The 18488-nt window shown below is 69.4% G+C and carries 18 protein-coding genes and 1 pseudogene; 8 read left to right on the forward strand and 11 right to left on the reverse strand.

Annotated features, from left to right (window positions below):
• Window positions 1-84: 84 nt before the first annotated feature.
• Entirely contained in the window at window positions 85-876 is a 792-nt protein-coding gene (locus AB0O01_RS21195; RefSeq protein ID WP_365315380.1) for a GntR family transcriptional regulator, read from the reverse strand.
• 109 nt (window positions 877-985) lie between these two features.
• On the opposite strand from AB0O01_RS21195, the gene AB0O01_RS21200 reads away from it, so the two are divergent.
• From AB0O01_RS21200 to AB0O01_RS21210, 3 genes are read left to right on the forward strand one after another with little or no spacing between them, the layout of a single operon-like run.
• Window positions 986-1393 (forward strand): NUDIX hydrolase, encoded by a 408-nt coding sequence (locus tag AB0O01_RS21200; protein WP_365315488.1) that lies wholly within the window; start codon window positions 986-988, stop codon window positions 1391-1393.
• Between the two features lie 46 nt (window positions 1394-1439).
• A complete protein-coding gene (locus tag AB0O01_RS21205) occupies window positions 1440-1868 on the forward strand; it encodes an ATP-binding protein (RefSeq protein ID WP_365315382.1) in 429 nt (142 codons plus the stop codon).
• Complete coding sequence (locus tag AB0O01_RS21210; protein WP_365315384.1) at window positions 1862-2245, forward strand: hypothetical protein; 384 nt, start codon at window positions 1862-1864, stop codon at window positions 2243-2245. The genes AB0O01_RS21205 and AB0O01_RS21210 overlap by 7 nt, the downstream gene beginning before the upstream one ends.
• 312 nt (window positions 2246-2557) lie before the next feature.
• Here the strand turns inward: AB0O01_RS21210 and AB0O01_RS21215 are convergent, their stop codons facing one another.
• The 3 genes from AB0O01_RS21215 to AB0O01_RS21225 form a co-directional block, all read right to left on the reverse strand.
• A complete protein-coding gene (locus AB0O01_RS21215) occupies window positions 2558-3214 on the reverse strand; it encodes an MAE_28990/MAE_18760 family HEPN-like nuclease (RefSeq protein ID WP_365315386.1) in 657 nt (218 codons plus the stop codon).
• Window positions 3215-3216: 2 nt separating this feature from the next.
• Complete coding sequence (locus AB0O01_RS21220; protein ID WP_365315387.1) at window positions 3217-4344, reverse strand: DUF262 domain-containing protein; 1128 nt, start codon at window positions 4342-4344, stop codon at window positions 3217-3219.
• 114 nt (window positions 4345-4458) lie between these two features.
• Window positions 4459-4788 (reverse strand): hypothetical protein, encoded by a 330-nt coding sequence (locus tag AB0O01_RS21225; protein WP_365315388.1) that lies wholly within the window; start codon window positions 4786-4788, stop codon window positions 4459-4461.
• 551 nt (window positions 4789-5339) lie between these two features.
• On the opposite strand from AB0O01_RS21225, the gene AB0O01_RS21230 reads away from it, so the two are divergent.
• The 3 genes from AB0O01_RS21230 to AB0O01_RS21240 all read left to right on the forward strand — a co-directional run bounded on the left by AB0O01_RS21230 (window position 5340) and on the right by AB0O01_RS21240 (window position 8192).
• Window positions 5340-6641 (forward strand): HEAT repeat domain-containing protein, encoded by a 1302-nt coding sequence (locus AB0O01_RS21230; protein WP_365315390.1) that lies wholly within the window; start codon window positions 5340-5342, stop codon window positions 6639-6641.
• Between the two features lie 289 nt (window positions 6642-6930).
• The gene (locus tag AB0O01_RS21235; RefSeq protein WP_365315392.1) at window positions 6931-7530 is read left to right on the forward strand and encodes a DUF4365 domain-containing protein; all 600 of its coding nucleotides are present in this window, start codon (window positions 6931-6933) and stop codon (window positions 7528-7530) included.
• Window positions 7530-8192 carry a hypothetical protein gene (locus AB0O01_RS21240; protein WP_365315394.1) on the forward strand — a complete coding sequence of 221 codons (663 nt, stop codon included), beginning with the start codon at window positions 7530-7532 and terminating at the stop codon, window positions 8190-8192. The genes AB0O01_RS21235 and AB0O01_RS21240 overlap by 1 nt, the downstream gene beginning before the upstream one ends.
• Before the next feature lie 156 nt (window positions 8193-8348).
• Here the strand turns inward: AB0O01_RS21240 and AB0O01_RS21245 are convergent.
• Both AB0O01_RS21245 and AB0O01_RS21250 read right to left on the reverse strand, forming a co-directional pair.
• Window positions 8349-8564, reverse strand: a pseudogene (locus AB0O01_RS21245) (DNA-binding protein); the annotation flags it as partial.
• An 86-nt stretch (window positions 8565-8650) separates the two neighbouring features.
• Entirely contained in the window at window positions 8651-9328 is a 678-nt protein-coding gene (locus AB0O01_RS21250) for a TetR/AcrR family transcriptional regulator (protein ID WP_365315396.1), read from the reverse strand.
• 201 nt (window positions 9329-9529) lie between these two features.
• Here AB0O01_RS21250 and AB0O01_RS21255 point away from each other — a divergent pair, with 201 nt between their 5' ends.
• Together AB0O01_RS21255 and AB0O01_RS21260 are read left to right on the forward strand one after the other, a co-directional pair.
• The gene (locus AB0O01_RS21255; protein ID WP_365315398.1) at window positions 9530-10879 is read left to right on the forward strand and encodes an FAD-binding oxidoreductase; all 1350 of its coding nucleotides are present in this window, start codon (window positions 9530-9532) and stop codon (window positions 10877-10879) included.
• 60 nt (window positions 10880-10939) lie between these two features.
• Window positions 10940-12697, forward strand: a complete 1758-nt coding sequence (locus tag AB0O01_RS21260; RefSeq protein WP_365315400.1) for an FAD-dependent oxidoreductase — start codon at window positions 10940-10942, stop codon at window positions 12695-12697.
• Between the two features lie 78 nt (window positions 12698-12775).
• Here AB0O01_RS21260 and AB0O01_RS21265 read toward each other — a convergent pair whose 3' ends face one another.
• The 5 genes from AB0O01_RS21265 to AB0O01_RS21285 all read right to left on the reverse strand — a co-directional run bounded on the left by AB0O01_RS21265 (window position 12776) and on the right by AB0O01_RS21285 (window position 18484).
• Window positions 12776-14605, reverse strand: a complete 1830-nt coding sequence (locus AB0O01_RS21265) for an FAD-dependent monooxygenase (RefSeq protein ID WP_365315401.1) — start codon at window positions 14603-14605, stop codon at window positions 12776-12778.
• Window positions 14606-14661: 56 nt separating this feature from the next.
• Window positions 14662-15570 (reverse strand): fumarylacetoacetate hydrolase family protein, encoded by a 909-nt coding sequence (locus AB0O01_RS21270; RefSeq protein ID WP_365315402.1) that lies wholly within the window; start codon window positions 15568-15570, stop codon window positions 14662-14664.
• A 100-nt stretch (window positions 15571-15670) separates the two neighbouring features.
• A complete protein-coding gene (locus AB0O01_RS21275; RefSeq protein WP_365315403.1) occupies window positions 15671-17401 on the reverse strand; it encodes an FAD-dependent monooxygenase in 1731 nt (576 codons plus the stop codon).
• A gap of 3 nt (window positions 17402-17404) precedes the next feature.
• Window positions 17405-17977 (reverse strand): VOC family protein, encoded by a 573-nt coding sequence (locus AB0O01_RS21280; protein WP_365315404.1) that lies wholly within the window; start codon window positions 17975-17977, stop codon window positions 17405-17407.
• Window positions 17978-18106: 129 nt separating this feature from the next.
• On the reverse strand, window positions 18107-18484 hold the full coding sequence (locus AB0O01_RS21285; RefSeq protein WP_365315406.1) for a carboxymuconolactone decarboxylase family protein: 378 nt from the start codon (window positions 18482-18484) through the stop codon (window positions 18107-18109).
• Window positions 18485-18488 lie beyond the last annotated feature (4 nt).

Raw genomic sequence — 18488 nt, forward strand, 5'->3', positions numbered from 1 at the left:
CTTGCCCACTCGTCTATACGAGCATGCCTGTTGGGCTGTACGAGTTCCGGAGCAACTCCCCCGCGCAGCACCCCGATCACCCGCTCACGTCGCCGGGAGCTGATACGACAGTACGTAGGCGTCCGCAGCCATGACCGTGTCGCAGACCTCCACGGCCCGCCCCTCGGTGTCGAAGGCGGTCCGGACCAGGTGGATGACCGGCACGCCGGAGGCCAGGCGGAGTGTCTTCACCTCGGCCGGCGAGGGCATCCGGGCACGGATCTCCTCCTCGAAGTGGTCGAGGCGGTGACCCAGTTCCTCAAGTCGGGCGTAGATGCCGCCAGGGCCGGGGTTGGGTTCGGCGATCTGCGTGCCGCGTGCGATGTCGAGCGGGAGGTAGGAGGCGGCGAATTCGACCGGCCGTCCGTCGAGGAGGTACCGGCGCCGCCGGGCGAGCACCCGACGCACGGACCCGAGACGGGTGGAGATGTCCTGGCTGGCCTTCTCTTCCTTGACCTCAAGACTGTCGACCTGGGGATGACTGCCAGCGGCGTCCGCCTCCACGATGAACGCGGGCTTGCCCTGTTCCCGGTGCCGCCGTGCGAACCGGTCCGAGGCCAGCCGCCGGACGGGCGGACGGGGCCGCACGAAGACACCCTTCCCGTGCTCGGCGTGCACGAGCCCCTCCCCCTGGAGGACGGAGAACGAGTTCCGGACCGTCATCCGGGACACCCCGTAATGGTCGACCAGCTCAGCCTCAGAAGGCAGCTTCTCGCCCTCACGGAACCGTCCGCGGTCGATGGCCTCCCGCAGTTGGTCGGCGATCTGCCGGAAGACCGCACGATCACTCGTGGGGTCGAGATCACCGAGCAGGCCGGAGGGAAGGGAAGGACTCACGTGTGTACTCCTTTAGGTATCTAGACGAGTGGGCGAGTGTTGTTGCTACGGTGGAGAGCCTAGCCATATGAGAGGGCCGAGGAGCGTGAGCACTGAACGCCCGCACTCCGTGAGCGTCGCCGGCGTCGTCATCGACGACCAGGGCCGTGCCCTCGTGATCCAGCGCCGGGACAACGGCAAGTGGGAGCCGCCGGGCGGTGTCCTCGAACGCGAGGAGACCATCCCGGAAGCCCTGCAACGCGAAGTCCTCGAAGAGACCGGTATCAAGATCGCCCTTCCGGCGACCCTGACCGGCATCTACAAGAACATGACGGGCCTGGTCGTCTCCCTGGTCTTCCGCTGCGAGGCCGCCGACGGCACGCCCACCACCGGTGACGAGACCCGCGCACTGCGCTGGGTCACCCGCGAGGAAGTCACCGAACTCGCCGACGAGGCGTACGCGGTCCGCGTGACAGACGCGCTGGACGCGACATCCCCGCCAGCCGTTCGCGCCCACGACGGCGTGAAACTCGTCTAGCCCGAACCCGCTGCACATGGCGGCCTACCAGCACGAAGAAACTTGTATGCACGAGTATATGAGTAGTGCGAGGGTCTGGGGGCTCAGTTGCCCAGGATTCCCCGAAGAGGTCAGCCGGGCCCGCCGCTGGACCCGGGACATCCTGCGCGGCTCGCCCCTGGCCGACGACGCCGAACTGATCGTGAGCGAGCTGAGCGCGAACGCCATCCTCCACACGGCCAGCGGCCAGGAGCACGGCGGCTTCCACCTGGCCGTTGCGGTGTCGAGGCAGATCGTCGCGGTGTCGGTGACGGACGACGGCGGGACGAGAACGGCCTCCAAGGTCGAGCACCAAGACGACGATGCGGAGCACGGCCGGGGCCCGGACATGGTCAGCGCACTCCCCCACCGGGTGGTCGTCCACCACAGCGAACACGGCCACACCGTCACCGCGGAACTCTTCACCCAGCCCGGAGCAGGGGAGTTCCTGTGCTGATCACGAAACCGGAGCGCGGCTTCTGGTGCGAGTGCTGGACCGAGGACTTCACGACGGACGCACGTCCCGCACTCCGGGCATCCTTCGACGCGTACACCGCGCCCGAGGCGGACAGGTGGGTAGCGGTCGCGCTGCGCACGATCTCACCGGCCCTGGACCCGGACGCCCCTTACGAGGTGTGGGAGTGGCTCTACCACGGCCGCATAGACACACGCACAGCCCTGCTCCTCGAAGAACCCTGCACAGTCACAGTCACCAACGCCACCACACGCATCACCTGGACTATCCGCCTCGTCACGTTCCTGCCCCTCGCACACCGCCAAGACGCCGACCTCCCACCCTGCACAGACGCCTTCAAGCCCCACACGCCCAGGTGAGTTACAACCTTCTCTACTGGTTCAAGGCGGCTCGCTCCGCTCCCCACGCGCAGCAATCAGCCACCTGATGTCAGAGAGGGGGGTACGTCGTGGCTGGGGCGGTCGGCTCCGCGGCTTTACGGAGCCACTTTGGCGCGAGCCTCGAAGATCACGGCCCCAACGTCGTGCTTTACCGGGCAGGTCCACAGACTGCCCGACGCGCCGGAAGCTTACGGGGCCATGATCAATTCGCGCCAAAGCAGCGCCATCCCAAAGCCGCTCCACCGACCGTGTATTGACGCTGACACCCATGGCTTCCTTGCGGATTTCGCGCTAGCTGACTCTCCTGTACATCTGGTCTCTGGCATGCAAGAGGATTGTGTCCCGAATCTCTTCCAGCATGGCCATCACTTCATCATGCAAGGAGTCGAATTCATCGGGGTTTGGATAGTAGTCCCTGCCGTGGGCAATTGCATTCCGTCCGTCACACAAGGTCTTGTCGATTAGATTACTCTTCGTGCTGAACCCATCAGCATCGAACCCGATACAGCTCAGGATTTCGCCCAGAACGGACGAGCGAAGGTTCGACTTTGTATCGACGATGCTGTCTTTTGGGATGCGCGCTCTAGCGCTATCCGGCGTACGAACGGCTTCCATCAGCGCAACCACGGCCGCCTCATCTCCCGCCGCTGATCTCTTGTTGAGCTGATTGAGTACCACTTTTAGAAAGCCGTCATTCAGCTCGGTCACTTTTAGGCGCCTCTTTGCAACAAAGTCGACGTACGCTTGGCATGCCTCTTTGACATACCCTTCCCAATGGGCGTAGAGGAGCGCTATGCCGCTCCTGGATAACGCCCGTGTTAGAGGGGAGTGGGTGGAACCCTTGTAAGCCGTCCTGATTTGGGACTTTAGCGTCTGGAGCTCAATGCGACGCCAGGCCAAAGCTGCATCCAAGCGATCTTCGAGCTCGCTTACCGTTCTGACAGCCACGACTAGCCAGCCGTAGAAAAGTAGCGGCGCGAGTTCAGAACCATCCTTGGAACCCGTGTCCGCGGACTGATGCCAGTACCTGAATTGTCCCGGAACTCAGGGGCGGACCAAACCGAATGGATGCGCTCCGCCAGAGCGCCCTTGTTGCGCTCCCACAAGTCAATATTCGCAGAGACTCCCGAGGTTACGAACTCGAAGCATGCAATCGAGAAGGGCCCCAGGCTCTTTGTGCCATTGAAACGACGAAAGGCGTCTTCGCCCAGGGTCTCGTTAAGCAGTCGAAAAGTCCTGTCGAACAGGTCAGCCTGGATTGGGGACGCATCGGTTCTGTGCTTCGCCGCAGCCTCCCTCATCCAGCGAGTGAGGTACTCTCCATATTCAATCGTAAGATCAGTTCGCGATCCAGAGAAATCAGCCTGACAGAAGAACCGCAAGACTAGCTCTTGCCTGTAGGCCTGATTTTCCTGCCGATCCGAGAGCGGGATTGCATTTACAAATTCAGAACTATCCGAGAGCTTGGCAATTTCGGTATACATCTCCGAATTTAGCATGACGAGGAGGCAATTCCTTGCCTCCTGCAGGGAGAGTTGGGCTCCAGAGTTTAGGCGTTGAAACAGGTCGTACTTAGCGTTCTCGTCAGACTCTTTTCTGATAATTCGAAACTCAAGCTTCGCCCGCTTAACATCCCTTCTCATGGCATCAGTGAACACCTTGCTTCCACCCGAAGAAACTTCCCAGGAATAGTTATCTAGAGCCGGAAGGTATTCCGTCGCCTTTAGGGTAAAGGGAGAGATGAGGTGGTCTGCCTGATCTCGGTAAACACCAACGAACTCAAAGATTGTCGAGAGTCGCTGCACCCCGTCAATAACATCCCAGACTCCATCCGCTCGCTGTGAAACGAAAATTGGAGGAATTGGAATGCCGAGCAGGATTGACTCAATCAATCGTGATTTCTGGGCACTGTTCCACCTGAAAATACGCTGAAACTCGGGGTGGATGTCGATATCTCCGTCCCTATACAGCGAGAGAACTTCCCCGATCGACATGGGGTATCCATCGGTGTGGATCTCTTTCGCTCTAGCTGCAATTTGGCTTTCCAACTGCACGTCTACCTCTTCACGCTGAGTCATCTGACAACCTCACTACGCCAGGGGATCTTTCGTCAAGCTCTTGGCTCCGCCTGGGAACGCCAAGTTCACTGGCCCCGAATGCGCGGCCGAGCGGACGGCGGGGCCAGCGAAGCGCTACGGGCGGGACATGCCATGAGCGTCCAGATACTTGTCCGCCAGCGCCCGGTACACAGCCTCCTCGTCCTCCCCGGTCTCTTCCAGCCAGGCATTCAACATCAGACGTGCCATGAAGTGGTCCGGGTGCCTCCTCCTCCGTTGCTGACCCTGGGCATTGGGTGTGGTCATGACCATACGATCGACTCGATGGCGGATCTCTTGTGGAATGACCGTGCGGCCGGCACCGGTGAGGAAGTCCATCGCGTACTGATGGGGATACAGGTTCTGATCGTAGGCAGGTACAGCCGTCGATACCCACTCTGCGAGCGCCTCAGTCACCTTCTGCATAGCCGCAGCTTCCCACTGCCGTGCACTGGGCGGGTGCGACTCGGGAAAGTGGCGAACTGTCCGCTAGCGTGCTGCTTTGAGGCAGGCGTTGTCTGGGCCGTCTGCATGCCGTCCGCGGTCGCTCGACAGCGGCCAGGACGACCACCTACAGACGCGCCGGTCTAGAGCCCCGTGCCGACGGCTACCGCACCACAAGCGCACCAGATCAAGCGGGGAATCACGGTAAACTCAGCCGAGCCAGCAGGACGGGCGAACCTACCGTTCGGGCAGGTCAGCGCCTACAACAGGCCCTCGATGCCCGCAGCTTCCCAAGCTGAGAGCACGAGTTCGATTCTCGTCACCCGCTCCAAAATAGGCCCAGGTCCGAGACCTGGGCCTTGTTCGTTGTCCAGTCCGGTAGCTGGCACACCACGACCGCATCACGGAGCGGCATTCCTGGACGAACGGTCTGCCCGGGGCATGTACGAGTAGCGGGACCGCTCAGCCAGTGTCAGTCCCCTGCGGAATCATGATGGTCGGAAGCCTGGTCGACCTTGCTGGAGGGGCACGTGGTGAATGCTGGCCTGATACGCGACCTCGGCAGGTCAGACCGGTACGAGGCAGCAGCAGACGCGTTGGTCACGTTCGGCGCCGACGGGGTGGAGCAGTTGGTGCGGGAGGTGATGGACGCGGAGTCCCCGGTGGACTGGCGGCCGATCACCGCCGTACTCGGGCGGATCGGGGAGGCAGGGTTCGACGGTCTGCTCCAGGGGCTCCTCTCCGCGTCCACCGAGGAGTCCCGCAAGCGAGTCGGCTTCGCGTTCTCCCGGCTCGGCGTGGCCGTTCTCGACCGTTACACCTCAGCCCTCGCCCACCCCGCGCCGCTCGTGCGCCGTCAGGCCATCCGGGGGATCGAGCACTGCGGCGGGGCAGGCCAGTCGGCCGCCGTCCTGCTGCCGCTGCTCGGCGACCCGGACCAACAGGTCGCGCGGCAGGCCCAGGGCACTCTGATCCGAACTGGCGAGCACGTGCTTCCGCTGCTCCGGCATGTCCGGGAGCGGGGGCCGGGCCGGCAGCGGGCGCGGGCGTTGACCGTACTCGCCGAACTCGGTGGCGAGTCGGCGCTGTCGCGCGCCGACATGGCCGCGATCGAGCGACTCATCCGCATCAAACTCCGAGACGATCGCCCCGAACCGCTCTGGGCCTGCTGGAACTACTGGATGGCTGTCCCCAGCGGCGACCAGGCCGGGATCATCCGCATCCTCGGCCTGACCGCCGCACGGCCCGTGACCTTCGCGCTCGGCAACGACATCGTTGACGCAGACGGCCACGGCTGCGACACGGACGATCACACCGGCTACGAACGGGTCTTCGTCACGCCGGAACTCGATGGCTGGACCCTCGTCCTCGGCCCCTGGTGCGACCCGCACGGCCTGGAGCGCCGTGAGGCCGTGCTGAGTCTGTGCATCGACCTCAGTGCCCGTTACGGACGGGCCCAGGCGTACTACTACGGCGGCCAAGGCGACGGCTCCGCCTGGCTTGTTGCCGAGCACGGCACAGTGATCCGGCGTTACGGCGAAACCGGCGAGGCGGAGGACGAGTCGCTGACGCTCGGCGAGCCGCTACCGTACGAACGAGCACGCCGCACGGAACTGGGTCTGCACCCCGACTGGGACCCTGCGCAGGAGAGCGAGGGCGACGAGGACGAGTGGCGGTGCACCGCTCACGACCTCGCCCCTGACATCGCCCGCTCCCTGGGCGCCCCAAGCCCGCTCGACATCACTGCCGACACACCGTCACGCGGCACCGGCGTCATAGCCCTGACTCCGTACGGTGTCGTCCACGGCGTACCGGCGGGCGCCTACCGCATCTGAGTCATGGCGGCAGGGATCGCGCCCATGCTCCGTGCTCGACAATCCCTGCCCTCGGTGTGCTTCCGCAAAGGCGTCCTTCCGGCCGACGCACGCTTCCCGTGCTCGTCCGCCCGCCGACCCTCTCCTGGCCCTCAGTCGCTTTCGGGGCGGGTCGGGACTGGCCGGTCAGCAGGTGGCAGGTGACCTCCCTCGTTCTGGCCCCGGTGTCATGGGTGTGGGGCAGGCTGAGCCAGGCGGGCACCGGCCCCTCGTCCGCAGGGGGCGGCTGGGGACTTGGGAGGGGTACGGCATGCCGAAGGTCTCGAAGGGGCGGCGGGTGGGGCAGGCTGCCGTGAACGCGTTGCGCACCCTGCTGGAGGACCACGACCACATCGTTCAAGAGATATCCGGGCAGAACGACTTCGGAGAGGATTTCTACGTCACCTTCGCCGATGACGGGCATCTCACGAGTGACACGATCAAGGTCCAGGTCAAGGGTGGGACCAGTTGGCGCCGAGGCAATGGCTACGCGGTGCCTGTCGATCAGCACGGTGATACCTGGGCGGACGGGAACATTCCTGTCTACTGCGTGGTGTACGACCCGGACACCAGACGACTGCACTGGTCCAACGCCACCCAACAGCTCCGCCGGTCCGGTCCGCTGAACCCTCCGCGTTTCATCGGCGTCAGCCCCAACGCGGTGCTGGACGACAGCACGGTGCCGTTCTTCGTCGCCCAGGCCCGCCGCTACGTCGGACGCTATCGAGGTCGTCAGGCGGTGCTGACCCATCTGGGTGAGATGTCCGGAGTGGAGTTCGACTCGGCAGACCACGTCCTGCACTTCGTCAACGGCTTCGACGAAGACCTCATCTTCTGGAAGCGCTGGGGGACGCGCTGGCGACGCTGCTGATGAGCGCGCACGGCTGGGAGCCGCGCCTCGTCAGTCTGGAGTCCATCATGCGCTCCGAGATGACGCCGCCGGGGGGCGGCGACGGAGATGGCGGTGATCCCGGTGGTCAAGGGGGCGACCCCGAGCTGCCTACCGCCGAGGAACTGGATCTGAACCGTGCCGAGATCATGTGGGTGGTCTCGTGCTTCGTCTCCTCTGAGGAAGCCGACGAACCCACTGAGTGCGAGGGGTGCCCGAGTTGCACGGGCGAGGAACCGGTGGAGCACGGCACCATCGAGGCGGAGGTGCTCCACGACTATGTCCTCGCTCGCATCATCGACCGGGTCGAATCGGAGCCCGACCTGCTCAGTCGGTCGATCCAGGCCATGCGTGAGGAAGCCGAACTCGATCCGGGGATCCTCAGCGAACTCGGTCCGCTCGAAGCCGATTCAGGCGTCGTGCGCCAGGTGAACAAGCTGAGCCGGGCCACGGTGACGACGTCGACCGATATCGAACCGGAGGCATTCAGACTGGCCGCTCTCTACTTCATCCACTGCATCTCCATCGGTGGCCCCTCGCTTCCGCTCGACGAGCAGGTGAGCATCGTCTGGCGCGTGCCGGAGCCCGAGTCCATGCCCTGTCAGAGGGTTCGCAGCAGTGGAGGCCCGGCTACTGGGGCGTGACCCGCGCCTGCCCGATGCCGGCCCGGCTGTCGTTCAGCCCGATCCGGGCAGGTCGAGAGAGTGGCCCCCCAGGCGTCGGCCTGCCGCCTGGTCGGGAGGTCACTGGGCCAGAGCCGCGTCCGCACGGCGGGCAGCGCTTCTGCAAGGCGTCACGGCTCAGACCTTCTCGGCACTCAGGCGCGGATGCTCCGCGGTGAGCAGCCCGATGTCCCCCACGTCCGAGGTCGGAATCGTAATCCGGCCGGGGTGCTGCAACGCGGTCGCGCACAGCACGGCGTCGATGGCGTACTTGTGGCCGTGGAGCCCCGCTGCCCGCAGCAAGGTGGCAGCGGATTGCGCGACGGCTTGAGTCACGGCCTCGACGCTCACGCGACCGCTCCCGCGCTCGTGGCGCCTCCCGTCAGCCGGGTTTCCGGTGCTTCATGGGTGGTGCGTGAGAGTGGGGTCAGTCGTGGCTGTCATCGTGCGCCCCGCTCGGTCGCGAGGCCGCGCAGCAGGGCGTCGAAGTGGAGTCGGGTCTCGGTGACCAGGTCGAAGGTCGGGGAGAGCAGCCACTGGAGTTTCAGGCCGTCGGTCACCGCGACCAGGGTGCGTCCGACGGCTTGGGGGTCGGTGTCCTGCCGTACCTCGCCCGCCGTCATCGACGCCGTCACCGCCCGGGCGTTGTTCTCGCACATGAGGGTGTAGCGGCGCCGGAAGTAGTCGTGCGCGGGATGCTCCGGCGCGGTGGCCTCGCCGGCGGTCGTGAGGAACAGCCGGGTCAGTGCCGGTGTCGCGGCCTCCTCGGTCAGCACGTCGAGGATGTGGGCCAGGTGGGCGCGCAGTCCGTTCGTCGGCGGGCCGAAGTGCCGCATCTCCTGCCGGTCGCGGGCCGAGAGGACGGCCAGGAGCAGGCTGTCCTTGGTCTTGAAGTGGTGGAGCAGTCCGGTCTGTGACACCCCGGTGGCGCGGGCCACCTCACCCAGGGTGGTCCGGTGGAAGCCCTGGTCCGCGAAGAGTCCGGTGGCCGTCTCGATGATGGCCGCGCGGCGGGCGTCGGCGGCGGCGTAGCTGCCCGTGGACCGTCGGCGGCGGCGTACGGGGGCATCGGCCGCGGCGGCGTCGGTTGCGGCGGCGGCTTCTCGCGGATCCGTCATTCCCGCACCCTACGGCCGGGAGGGGGCGGGGGCAGGGGGGCGGGTTCTGTGCGGTGAACGAGTGGGTCGCGGGGGGCGTCGGCGGTGGCCGGAAGTGCTCTTGTCGACTGGACCTTTGCTAAAAACAGATCTACGGTCTGGTTTTAATGGTGTGTGCCGCCGCCGTGTCGGTTCGAGCGGCCCTGCTCCCTGGAGACTGCCTTGAGCCTGAACGACAGCGGCCCGCCGCCCGGGACGGCTCCGGGCACGGGGGCGGGGCCGGGGGGACAGCCGGGTGTCGTGCTGCGCACCCCGGCCGACCCCGGGTTCCGGGCGGCGGCGCGGACGGTCAACCTCGATGTCGAGGCTCGTCCGGCGGCCGTCGTCGACTGCGCGGACCCCGGCGCCGTCGCCTCCGTCCTGGCCGCCACCGGCGATCTCCCCGTGGCCGTCCGCGGCAGCGGCTGGTCACCCGCCGGACGCTCCACCCTGGACGGCGGCCTGGTGCTCACCCTCACCGGCCTGCGCGGCATCGAACTGGACCCGGACGGCACGACGGTACGGGTCGGCGCGGGGGTCACGGCCGGTGAACTGGACCTGGCGCTGGCCCCGTACGGGCGGACGCTGGGGCTGCCCTCTCCGGGTGAACCCTCCGTCGTCGGCAGCGTCCTGCTCGGCGGGGTCGGGCTCACCGCGCGAGCGCTGGGATACACCTGCGACGCCCTGCTCGCCGCGACCGTCGTCACCGCCGACGGCCGGGTCCTGGAGGCCGACGACGGCGGGCATCCGGAGCTGATGTGGGCGCTGCGCGGCGGTGGCGGCGGCTTCGGCGCCGTCACCGGGGTGACCCTGCGGACCTGGCCGGTGCCCGTGCTGGACAGCCTGCGCTGCGTCTATCCGCTCAGCGGGTTCCGGGCGGTGCTGGAGTTCCTGAGCGCGTGGGGGCCGGGACTCGCGCCGGAGGTGACGGTGGTCGTGATGGCCCGGACCCTCCCCCGCCACCCCGCGATCCCGCGGCGGTACCGGGACCGCGTCGGCGTCGTGGTGTCCGCGGTGTCCACCCGGCCCGGCGGCGACGCCCTCGCGCCCCTGGGCGCCCTGGCGGGAGCACTGCACCAGGACCGCGCCCGCATACCGCCGTCCCGGGCCCACCCCGCCTTCCCGCACCGCCGGTTCGGGGTGCGGACCCGCTCCGGATGGCTCGGGGACCTCACCGGCCCCGCGATCGAAGCGCTGGTGGAGGCCGCCGACGGCCTGCCCGCCGGGCTGTCGATGGTCGAGGTCGGGCTGCTCGGCGGGGCGGTGGCCACACCACCGCTGCCCTCGGCCGCCCCCGGACGCACGGCCCGCTTCCTCGTCAACCTGATGGGGATGTGGCCGGAGGACGGCCACGCCCCACCCGTCCTGGACTGGCTCTCGTCCACCGACCCCGGCCGGCGCCTGGGCGGCGGCGGCGCGGTCCCGGCGTTCGCGTCGGGCGGTCAGCCGGTCGCCGTCGACCTGCCGAGAGTGCGCGCGGTCCGGGACGCCTACGACCCCACGGGCCGGTTCCGCCGGTCCGGAATCACCTGAAAAGTTCCAACAGTTCCAGCAGTTACAGCAGTTCCATTTGCTCTGGTAGGAGGAAACGGCATGTCCGAACAGATCAGTCGTCGTCCCGATGTCATCGTCGTGGGAGCCGGGCCCGTCGGCCTGGCGACCGCGCTCCAACTCGCCCGGTCCGGTGCCGCGGTGCGGATTCTGGAGCGGCAGCCCGGTCCGGTGTACCAGCCGCGGGCGCATGTGGTGAACGGCCGCACCATGGAACTCTTCCGTTCCTGGGGCATCGCCGACGCGGTACGCCGCGCCGGGCTGCCGCTCGACCTCGCGCGCTCCTTCGCCTGGGTCACCGAGGCCCGCGCCGAGGAGTTCGCGCAGATCGACTACATCGACCGCGACACCGCCGAGCGGTACTCGCCGGAGACCCTGTGCAGTTGCCCGCAGGATCATGTGGAGCAGGCGCTGCGCGACGCCCTGGAGGCCACCGGCACGACCGTCGAGTACGGGCACGAGGTCGTCGGCTACCGGGCCGTCGAGAAGAACGGACGGACCCTCGCGGAGGTGGCGGTGCGCGGCCCGGACGGCACGGTCTCGCCGCTGCGGGCCCGGTACGCCGTCGCCGCGGACGGCGCCTCCAGTCCGCTGCGCCGGCTGGCGGGGGTGGCGATGGAGCGCTCGGTGCCGCTGGGGCGCCGGATCAATGTGTACTTCCACGCCGATCTGACGCCGTACACCCGGGACCGCCCGCACATCCTGTGGTTCGTCCACAACCCCGCCACCCAGGGCGTGCTCATCCCCCTCGACCCGCGCGCCCGCTGGGTCTACTCGACCGATCTGGACCCCGGCGAGACCCTCGACGACTACGACGAGGAGCGCTGCCTCGCCCTGATCCGGGCCGCGGTCGGCGATCCCGGGCTCGATGTCGACCAGCGGACCCGGATGACCTGGAAGATGGACATGGGTGTGGCCGAGCGGTTCCGGTCCGGGCCGCTGTTCCTCGTCGGGGACGCCGCCCACCGCTTCCCGCCCACCGGCGGGTTCGGGATGAACAGCGGCATCCAGGACAGCCACAACCTGGCCTGGAAACTCGATCTCGTCCTGCGCGGCCTCGCCGGGGACGCGCTGCTCGACAGCTACGAGGCGGAGCGCCGCCCGGTCGCCGAGTTCAACGCGATCCAGTGCACCGCCAACGCCGAGGAGCAGATCAAGGCCGACGCCTTCCTCAACAGCCCGCAGACCCTCGCCCTGCTCGGCGCCCCGGAGGGCACGGCGCTGCGCGACGAGATCGCGCGGAACGTGGCGGGGCTGCGCGAGCAGTTCCATTCCCTGGGGCAGCAGTTCGGCCACATCTACCGGGACGGGGCCGTGCACGACGACGGCTCGCCGGTGCCGGTGTCCACCATCACGGAGTACCGGCCGTCGGCCCGTCCGGGCGCCCGCGCGCCCCACGCCCGGCTGCGGTCCGGGGGTGAGACCGACCGGGCCGCCACGTCCACCGTCGAGCTGGTGACGGGGTGCTGGTCGCTCCTGGTCGCCGGTGACCCGGGTGGGTGGGAGCGGGCCGCGGCCGACGCGGTCTCCGCGCTCGATGTGCGGGTTCACGGGATCGGCGGTGCCGAGGGGCTGCCGGGCGGGTTCACCGACGCCGTGGAACCGGGACACTGGCAGTCGCTCTACGAGCTCTCCCCGGGCGGGGCGGTCCTGATCCGTCCCGACGGTCATGTACTCGCCCGCTGGGCGCTGCTCCCCGCCGACCCGGCGGCTGAGCTGGCGCGGGCACTGTCCCACGTCCTCGAGTCCGTCCAGGGGGGCGGCGGTGGCGGGGCTGCGGAGCAGTCCTCCTCGCGCTGACAGCCGAGAGCCCCTGCCGTCCGTCCAGGGCGGCAGGGGCTTGTCGGTGAGGAGCGTGGCGTCGCCGACGCGGGTGGGTCAGGGGTGGCCGAGCGCCAGGACCCGGGTCAGTACGCCGGTGAGGACGGTGGCGGCGTCACGGCCCGCCGGTGCCGTCGTGCGCCAGGCGACATGGCCGTCGGGCCGGACGAGGAGCGCGCCCTCCTCGCCCACCTCCGCGACCTCGGTCCAGGCGCCCGAGGGGTCCCGCAGCTCGCCGCCGGGGCCGATGCGCACGGTTCGCAGGGGGACTCCGGCGGCACCCGCCGCCGCGCGGGCCGCGTCCGCCCAGCGGGCCGCGCGCTCCGCGCAGAGCAGGACGGGGACCTCCTCGAAGAGGTCGAGGGTGGACACCTCGCCGTCATCGCCGTGGAGCAGGTAGTGGGGGGCGCGGCGGCCGGGTGCGGCGGACGGCCGGAAGTCGAGTGCGGGGAGGTGGTCGGGGTCCCCGGGGGAACGGACCAGCGCACCCGCGTTGTAGCCGAAACCGATGTCCTGGCCCAGGGGGTTGAGATGCGGGCCCTGGAGGTCGATGCCTCGGCGGACCTGGTCGTGGAGGGGGCGGTGGTCGGGGAGGGGGCGGTGGTCGGGGCCGAGGTCGGGGTCGGCCCCGGGCTCGGTCGCGGCCCCGCCCCCGGCCCCGGGCTCCGCCTCCGCCTCCAGTTGGGCCGCGAAGTCGTGGACGTCCGGGGTGAAGCCCGTCGCCGCCATCAGGTCCATGTTCCGCCACGACTGGGCCGCGTTGAACTCGGCGATCGGGCGGCGCTCGGCCTCGTAGGTGTCCAGGAGGCCGTCGCCGGCCCAGCCCGCGTGCACGGCGTGCAGTTTCCAGGCCAGGTTGTGGCTGTCCTGGATGCTGGAGTTGAGGCCGAAGCCGCCGGTCGGCGGGAAGCGGTGCGCCGCGTCCCCCACCAGGAACACGTTCCCCGACCGCCATGACGACGCCACCTTCGCGTCCATCCGCCACTCCTGGGCATGGACGACCTCCAGCGCGAGACCGGGGATGCCGACGGCTTCCCGGATCAGCGGGGCGAAGGCGGCGCGGTCGGCGGGATCGGGCAGTCCCGGCTGGTGGAAGGCGCTGAAGAGCCACCGGTTGAAGTGCTTGTCCTGGGTGAGCAGGGTGCCGCTGGCCCTCGGGTTGAGAATCCAGGTGACCACGGCGGGGGTGTCGCCCACGGTGTCGGCGAGGTCCGCGGTGAACTCGACGTTGACGAACGCCGCCCGCGCGTCGGGTCCGTCGAGGGGGATGCCCAGGGCGGTGCGGGTGGGGCTGCCGGCGCCGTCGCAGGCGGCCACGTGTGCCGCCCGTAACCGGGTGACCTCGCCGGTGGTGCGGTCGCGGAGCGTGGCGGTGACTCCGGCGGGACCCTGGTCGAGGCCGAGGACCTCGGTGGACAGCCGGGTCTCGACGCCGGGGTACCGCTTGAGCGCGTCGAGCAGGACCGGTTCGACCTCGCCCTGGCAGATGAACGCCTCGTGCGCGGGGGTGGCGCTGCGGTGGGCCGGCCAGTCCCGTACGGCGTCCATGGTCAGCCTGCCGTACTCCTTCCCGGCGAGTGAGTGGGCCCAGGCCAGGTGGCCGCCGTCCGGGGAGGGGATGCAGTCGGGGCGGATCAGGTCACTGATCCCCCAGGTCCGGAACAGCTCCATGGTGCGGATGCGGAAGCCGATCGCGCGGGGGTGCGTCCCCACGGCGGGCCGCCGCTCGACCAGGAGGCATCGGGTGCCCAGCCGGCCGAGTTGCAGTGCCAGGGCGAGCCCGGCCGGGCCCGCGCCGATGACGAGGACGGGGACCTCGGCGCTCTCGGGCGCGGGGACGGGGGCGCCGGGCGCGTCGGGGCCCTCGGTCGGAACGGCGGTGTTCATGTGCGTCTCCTGTCCTGGTGGTGGCGTCGGGCAGAACGGTCCGCGGAGGGGAGGGGTCAGGCATCGGAGGCGATCTTCGTCTCCATCGTGCCGAGCCCGGTGACGGTGAGCCGCAGGACGTCACCGGGTTCCAGATAGGCGGGCGGGTTCTGGCTGATGCCCACCCCGGCCGGGGTGCCGGTGAGGATCACATCGCCGGGGCGGAGCGTCATGAACTCACTGACCGAGGCGATGATCTCGGCGACGCCGAACACCATGTCGGCGCTCGTGCCGTGCTGCCGCGGGGCGCCGTTGACCCAGGTCCGCAGGGTCAGTGCCTGCGGGTCGGGCACCTCGTCCGCGGTCAGCAGCCAGGGGCCGGTCGGGCAGAAGGTGTCGTACCCCTTACCCCGGGCGACCTGGAAGAAGGCGGGGCCCCTGGCGATGTCGCGGAGCATCACGTCCCGGGCGGAGACATCGTTCGCGATCATGTATCCGGCGACATGGCCGAGCGCGTCCGACGCCTCGATACGGCGTCCGCCGCGGCCGATCACGACGGCCAGCTCGCACTCGTAGTCCAGCTCGGCGGACTCGGCGGGCCGGACGACCGGATCGTTCGGCCCGCCGAGCGAGGTCGCCGGTTTGATGAAGAGCACCGGGAGGGAGGGGAGGTTGTCCGCGGATCCGGTGATCTCCTCGATGTGCGCCCGGTAGTTCGCGCCGACCGCGACGATCGCGCCGGGCGCGGGCACCGGGGGGCCGAGCCGCACCGCTTCGACGGGGACGGCCGCCGGGTCGGGCCCCGCGGCGAGTGCCTCGATCGGGTCCCGCAGTGCGGGCAGGTGCGCCAGGATCTCGTTCATGCCGGACGGCCCCGGCAGGGCGGGTGCGCCGGGCAGCAGCGGGCCGAGCGGGCTGACGCGCCCGTCGTCGCGCAGCACACCCGGCTGCTCGGACCCGGGGGCGCCGAAACTGACCAGTCTCATGGGCGATCACCTCGTCGTGTGCGGGGATGGGGTGAGGGAGTGGGGGGGAGTGGGGGGAGTGGAGTGGGGTGGGGTGGTACGGCGGCCGGGGCGGGGCCGGTCAGCGGGGGCGGCGGCTCAGGATCGTGTCGAGTACGTCACCCAGTTCGGCTTCGGCGTGTGGTCCGGCGGGCGTCGAGGTCCGCCAGGCCACATGTCCGTCGGGCCTGACGAGGACCGCGCCCGTGCCGCCGACCCCGGCGTGGTGCTCCCAGTCGCCGGTGGGGTCGTACAGGTCGGCGTCGGGGGTGGGGGCCACGCGCTGGGTGTGCAGCGGCAGTTGCCGGGAGCGGGCGGCGGCCCGGGCCGCCACCGTCCAGGCTCCGGCGTCCCGGGCGGCGAACAGGGTGAGGCGGCCCTCGACCAGATCGAGGGTGGACACCTCGCTCCCGCCCCGCCGGAGCACATGGTGCGGGACGCGCCGCCCCGGAGCGCCCGACGGCTCGAACTCGGGATCCCGGCCCAGGGGGACGGCCGTGCCGTCCGCGACGACCGCCGAGGAGCCGTCGCCGTAGCCGAAGCCGATGTCCTGGCCGAGCGCGTGGAACTGGGGCGCCTGCAACGGGATTCCCCGGCGGATGCGCTCACGCAGGGGCTGCTGCCCGGCTCCGGTCTCCGCCTCCGCCTCCAGTTGGGCCGCGAAGTCATGGACGTCCGGGGTGAAGCCCGTCGCCGCCATCAGGTCCATGTTCCGCCACGACTGCGCCGCGTTGAACTCGGCGATCGGGCGGCGCTCGGCCTCGTACGAATTCAGCAGCCCCTCGCCCGCCCAGCCGGAGTGCACCCAGTGCAGCTTCCAGGCCAGGTTGTGGCCGTCCTGGATGCTGGAGTTGAGGCCGAAGCCGCCGGTCGGCGGGAAGCGGTGCGCCGCGTCCCCCACCAGGAACACGTTCCCCGACCGCCATGACGACGCCACCTTCGCGTCCATCCGCCAGCGGCGGGCCCCCTCGATCTCCACCGGCAGACCGGGCACCCCGATCGCGTCGCGCACGATCCTCAGGCAGCTCTCCGGGTCGGCGGGGTCGGCCGGGGTGGCCCCGCCCGCCAGGACACCGAAGTACCAGCGGTGCCGGCCGTCGCGGGCGGCCAGGGTGCCGCTCGCCCGGCTGTTCAGGACCCAGTACAGAACCGAGGGGCGGTCCCCGACGTAGGGGCGCAGATCGGCGCGGAAGTCGATGTTGACGAACTCGGCGCGCGCGTCGTGGCCCTCCAGCCCGATCCCGAGCGCGGCCCGGGTGGGACTCGCGGCACCGTCCGCGGCGACCACGTATCGGGCGCGGACGCGGGTCACCGCCCCGGTGACCCGGTTCTCGACGACCGCGAGGACCCCGTCGCCGTCGTCCCGCAGCGAGGTGACCTCGCTGGAGAACCGGACGTCGACAGGGGGGCTGGTGCGCAGTTCCGCCAGCAGCACCGGCTCGACCCGGTCCTGCGGGCAGAACAGGACCTCCATCGGGGTGGCGGCACGGCGGGCCGCGGGATCCTCCAGACGGGCGAGGCTGGTGGTGCCGAACCGCTCCCCGGCGACGGTGCTCACCCAGGTGAACTCGCCGCCGTCCCGGACGGGGACGGCACGCCCGGCGATCTCCTCGTGGATGCCCCAGGCGCGGAAGAGTTCCATGGTGCGCACCCGGACGCCGGTGGCCCGCGGCAGCGTTCCCACCTCGGCGCGGCGCTCGGCCAGGAGGCAGCGGGTGCCCAGCCGCCCCAGCACGAGCGCGGTGGACATTCCGGCCGGGCCCGCGCCGATGACGAGGACGGGCACCTCGATGTCCGCGTCCGCGGCCCCCATCGTTCAGTTCCCCCGTGCGGTCAGCGACGCCACGGACTCGCCGGCCCGCAGCCGGGCGAGCAGGTCCTCGGGGTCGATGTCGACGCCGCGCGGGTTCGTCTGGTAGGCCGCGCTGTTCATATAGGCGTCGGTCTCCTCGGTGGTCGCGAAGACATCGACCTGGAGTTCGACGTGATTGCCGTCCGGGTCCGCGTAGTAGAAGGAGACCGTCGGCCCATGGTTGACCGTCCACACGGGCCGGATCCCGTCGGCCTTGAGCCGTTCGTAGGTGGCCAGCAGCACTTCCAGGGTGTCGTAGGTGAAGGAGAAGTGCTGGAGGCCGACAACGGGGGTGTCGCGCTCGGCGTAGTCGTCCAGGGAGATGATCCCCACGCGGTGGTGCTCGTCGTCGTACGCGAGGAAGGCGAGCCGTCCGTTGTCGTAGGCGGGATGCGCGCCGAGTACGTCGCAGTACCAGTCCCGCATCTGCGGGAGGCGGTTGGTCTGGAGGACGACGTGCGAGAGCTTTGCGGGGGCTGTGGGGGTTGAGGCGGTCGAGGGGGTTGAGGGGGTCGAGGGGGTGGAGAGGGTCGCCACGACATGCTCCTTTGCATGGAGGTGAACCGGGGAGGGTGAGGGATGCCCTGTTGCGGGGAGGTGTCGGGAGGTGTGAGGAGGTGTGAAGAGGTGGGGGGGGGAGGGGGACGGCGGGGGCGTCGGGGCGGGTCAGGTGTCGTTCTGGAGGACGCGTCCGGCCACGCGGAAGCCGTCGACCGCGGCCGGGAGCCCGCAGTAGAGCGTGGCCTGGATGAGGAGTTCACGGATCTCCTCGGTGGTCACGCCGTTGGCCCGCGCGCCTTCGAGATGGAACTCCAGTTCGTGCGGGCGGCCCAGGGCGACCAGGAACGCCAGGGTGACCAGGCTGCGGTCCCGCGGCCCCAGACCGTCCCGGGACCAGACGTCCCCGTAGCAGTACCTGGTCACGATGTCCTGGAGCTTCTCGGTGAACTCGGTGGCCGACGCGATCTGGTCGTCGGCACCCGGCGGGCCGAACATGCTCCGCCGCATCCGAAGACCGCGCTCGTACAACTCATCACGGATCACGGTG

The organism is Streptomyces sp. NPDC093252 (assembly GCF_040683675.1).
In the GTDB taxonomy this organism is placed as follows: domain Bacteria; phylum Actinomycetota; class Actinomycetes; order Streptomycetales; family Streptomycetaceae; genus Streptomyces.

Coding starts and splice junctions, on each gene's coding strand:
- AB0O01_RS21240 (WP_365315394.1), top strand. CDS start 7,530: ATGAGCGCGCACGGCTGGGAGCCGCGCCTCGTCAGTCTGGAGTCCATC.
- AB0O01_RS21235 (WP_365315392.1), top strand. CDS start 6,931: ATGCCGAAGGTCTCGAAGGGGCGGCGGGTGGGGCAGGCTGCCGTGAAC.
- AB0O01_RS21270 (WP_365315402.1), bottom strand. CDS start 15,570: ATGAGACTGGTCAGTTTCGGCGCCCCCGGGTCCGAGCAGCCGGGTGTG.
- AB0O01_RS21250 (WP_365315396.1), bottom strand. CDS start 9,328: ATGACGGATCCGCGAGAAGCCGCCGCCGCAACCGACGCCGCCGCGGCC.
- AB0O01_RS21220 (WP_365315387.1), bottom strand. CDS start 4,344: ATGACTCAGCGTGAAGAGGTAGACGTGCAGTTGGAAAGCCAAATTGCA.
- AB0O01_RS21205 (WP_365315382.1), top strand. CDS start 1,440: ATGCACGAGTATATGAGTAGTGCGAGGGTCTGGGGGCTCAGTTGCCCA.
- AB0O01_RS21275 (WP_365315403.1), bottom strand. CDS start 17,401: ATGGGGGCCGCGGACGCGGACATCGAGGTGCCCGTCCTCGTCATCGGC.
- AB0O01_RS21260 (WP_365315400.1), top strand. CDS start 10,940: ATGTCCGAACAGATCAGTCGTCGTCCCGATGTCATCGTCGTGGGAGCC.
- AB0O01_RS21265 (WP_365315401.1), bottom strand. CDS start 14,605: ATGAACACCGCCGTTCCGACCGAGGGCCCCGACGCGCCCGGCGCCCCC.
- AB0O01_RS21225 (WP_365315388.1), bottom strand. CDS start 4,788: ATGCAGAAGGTGACTGAGGCGCTCGCAGAGTGGGTATCGACGGCTGTA.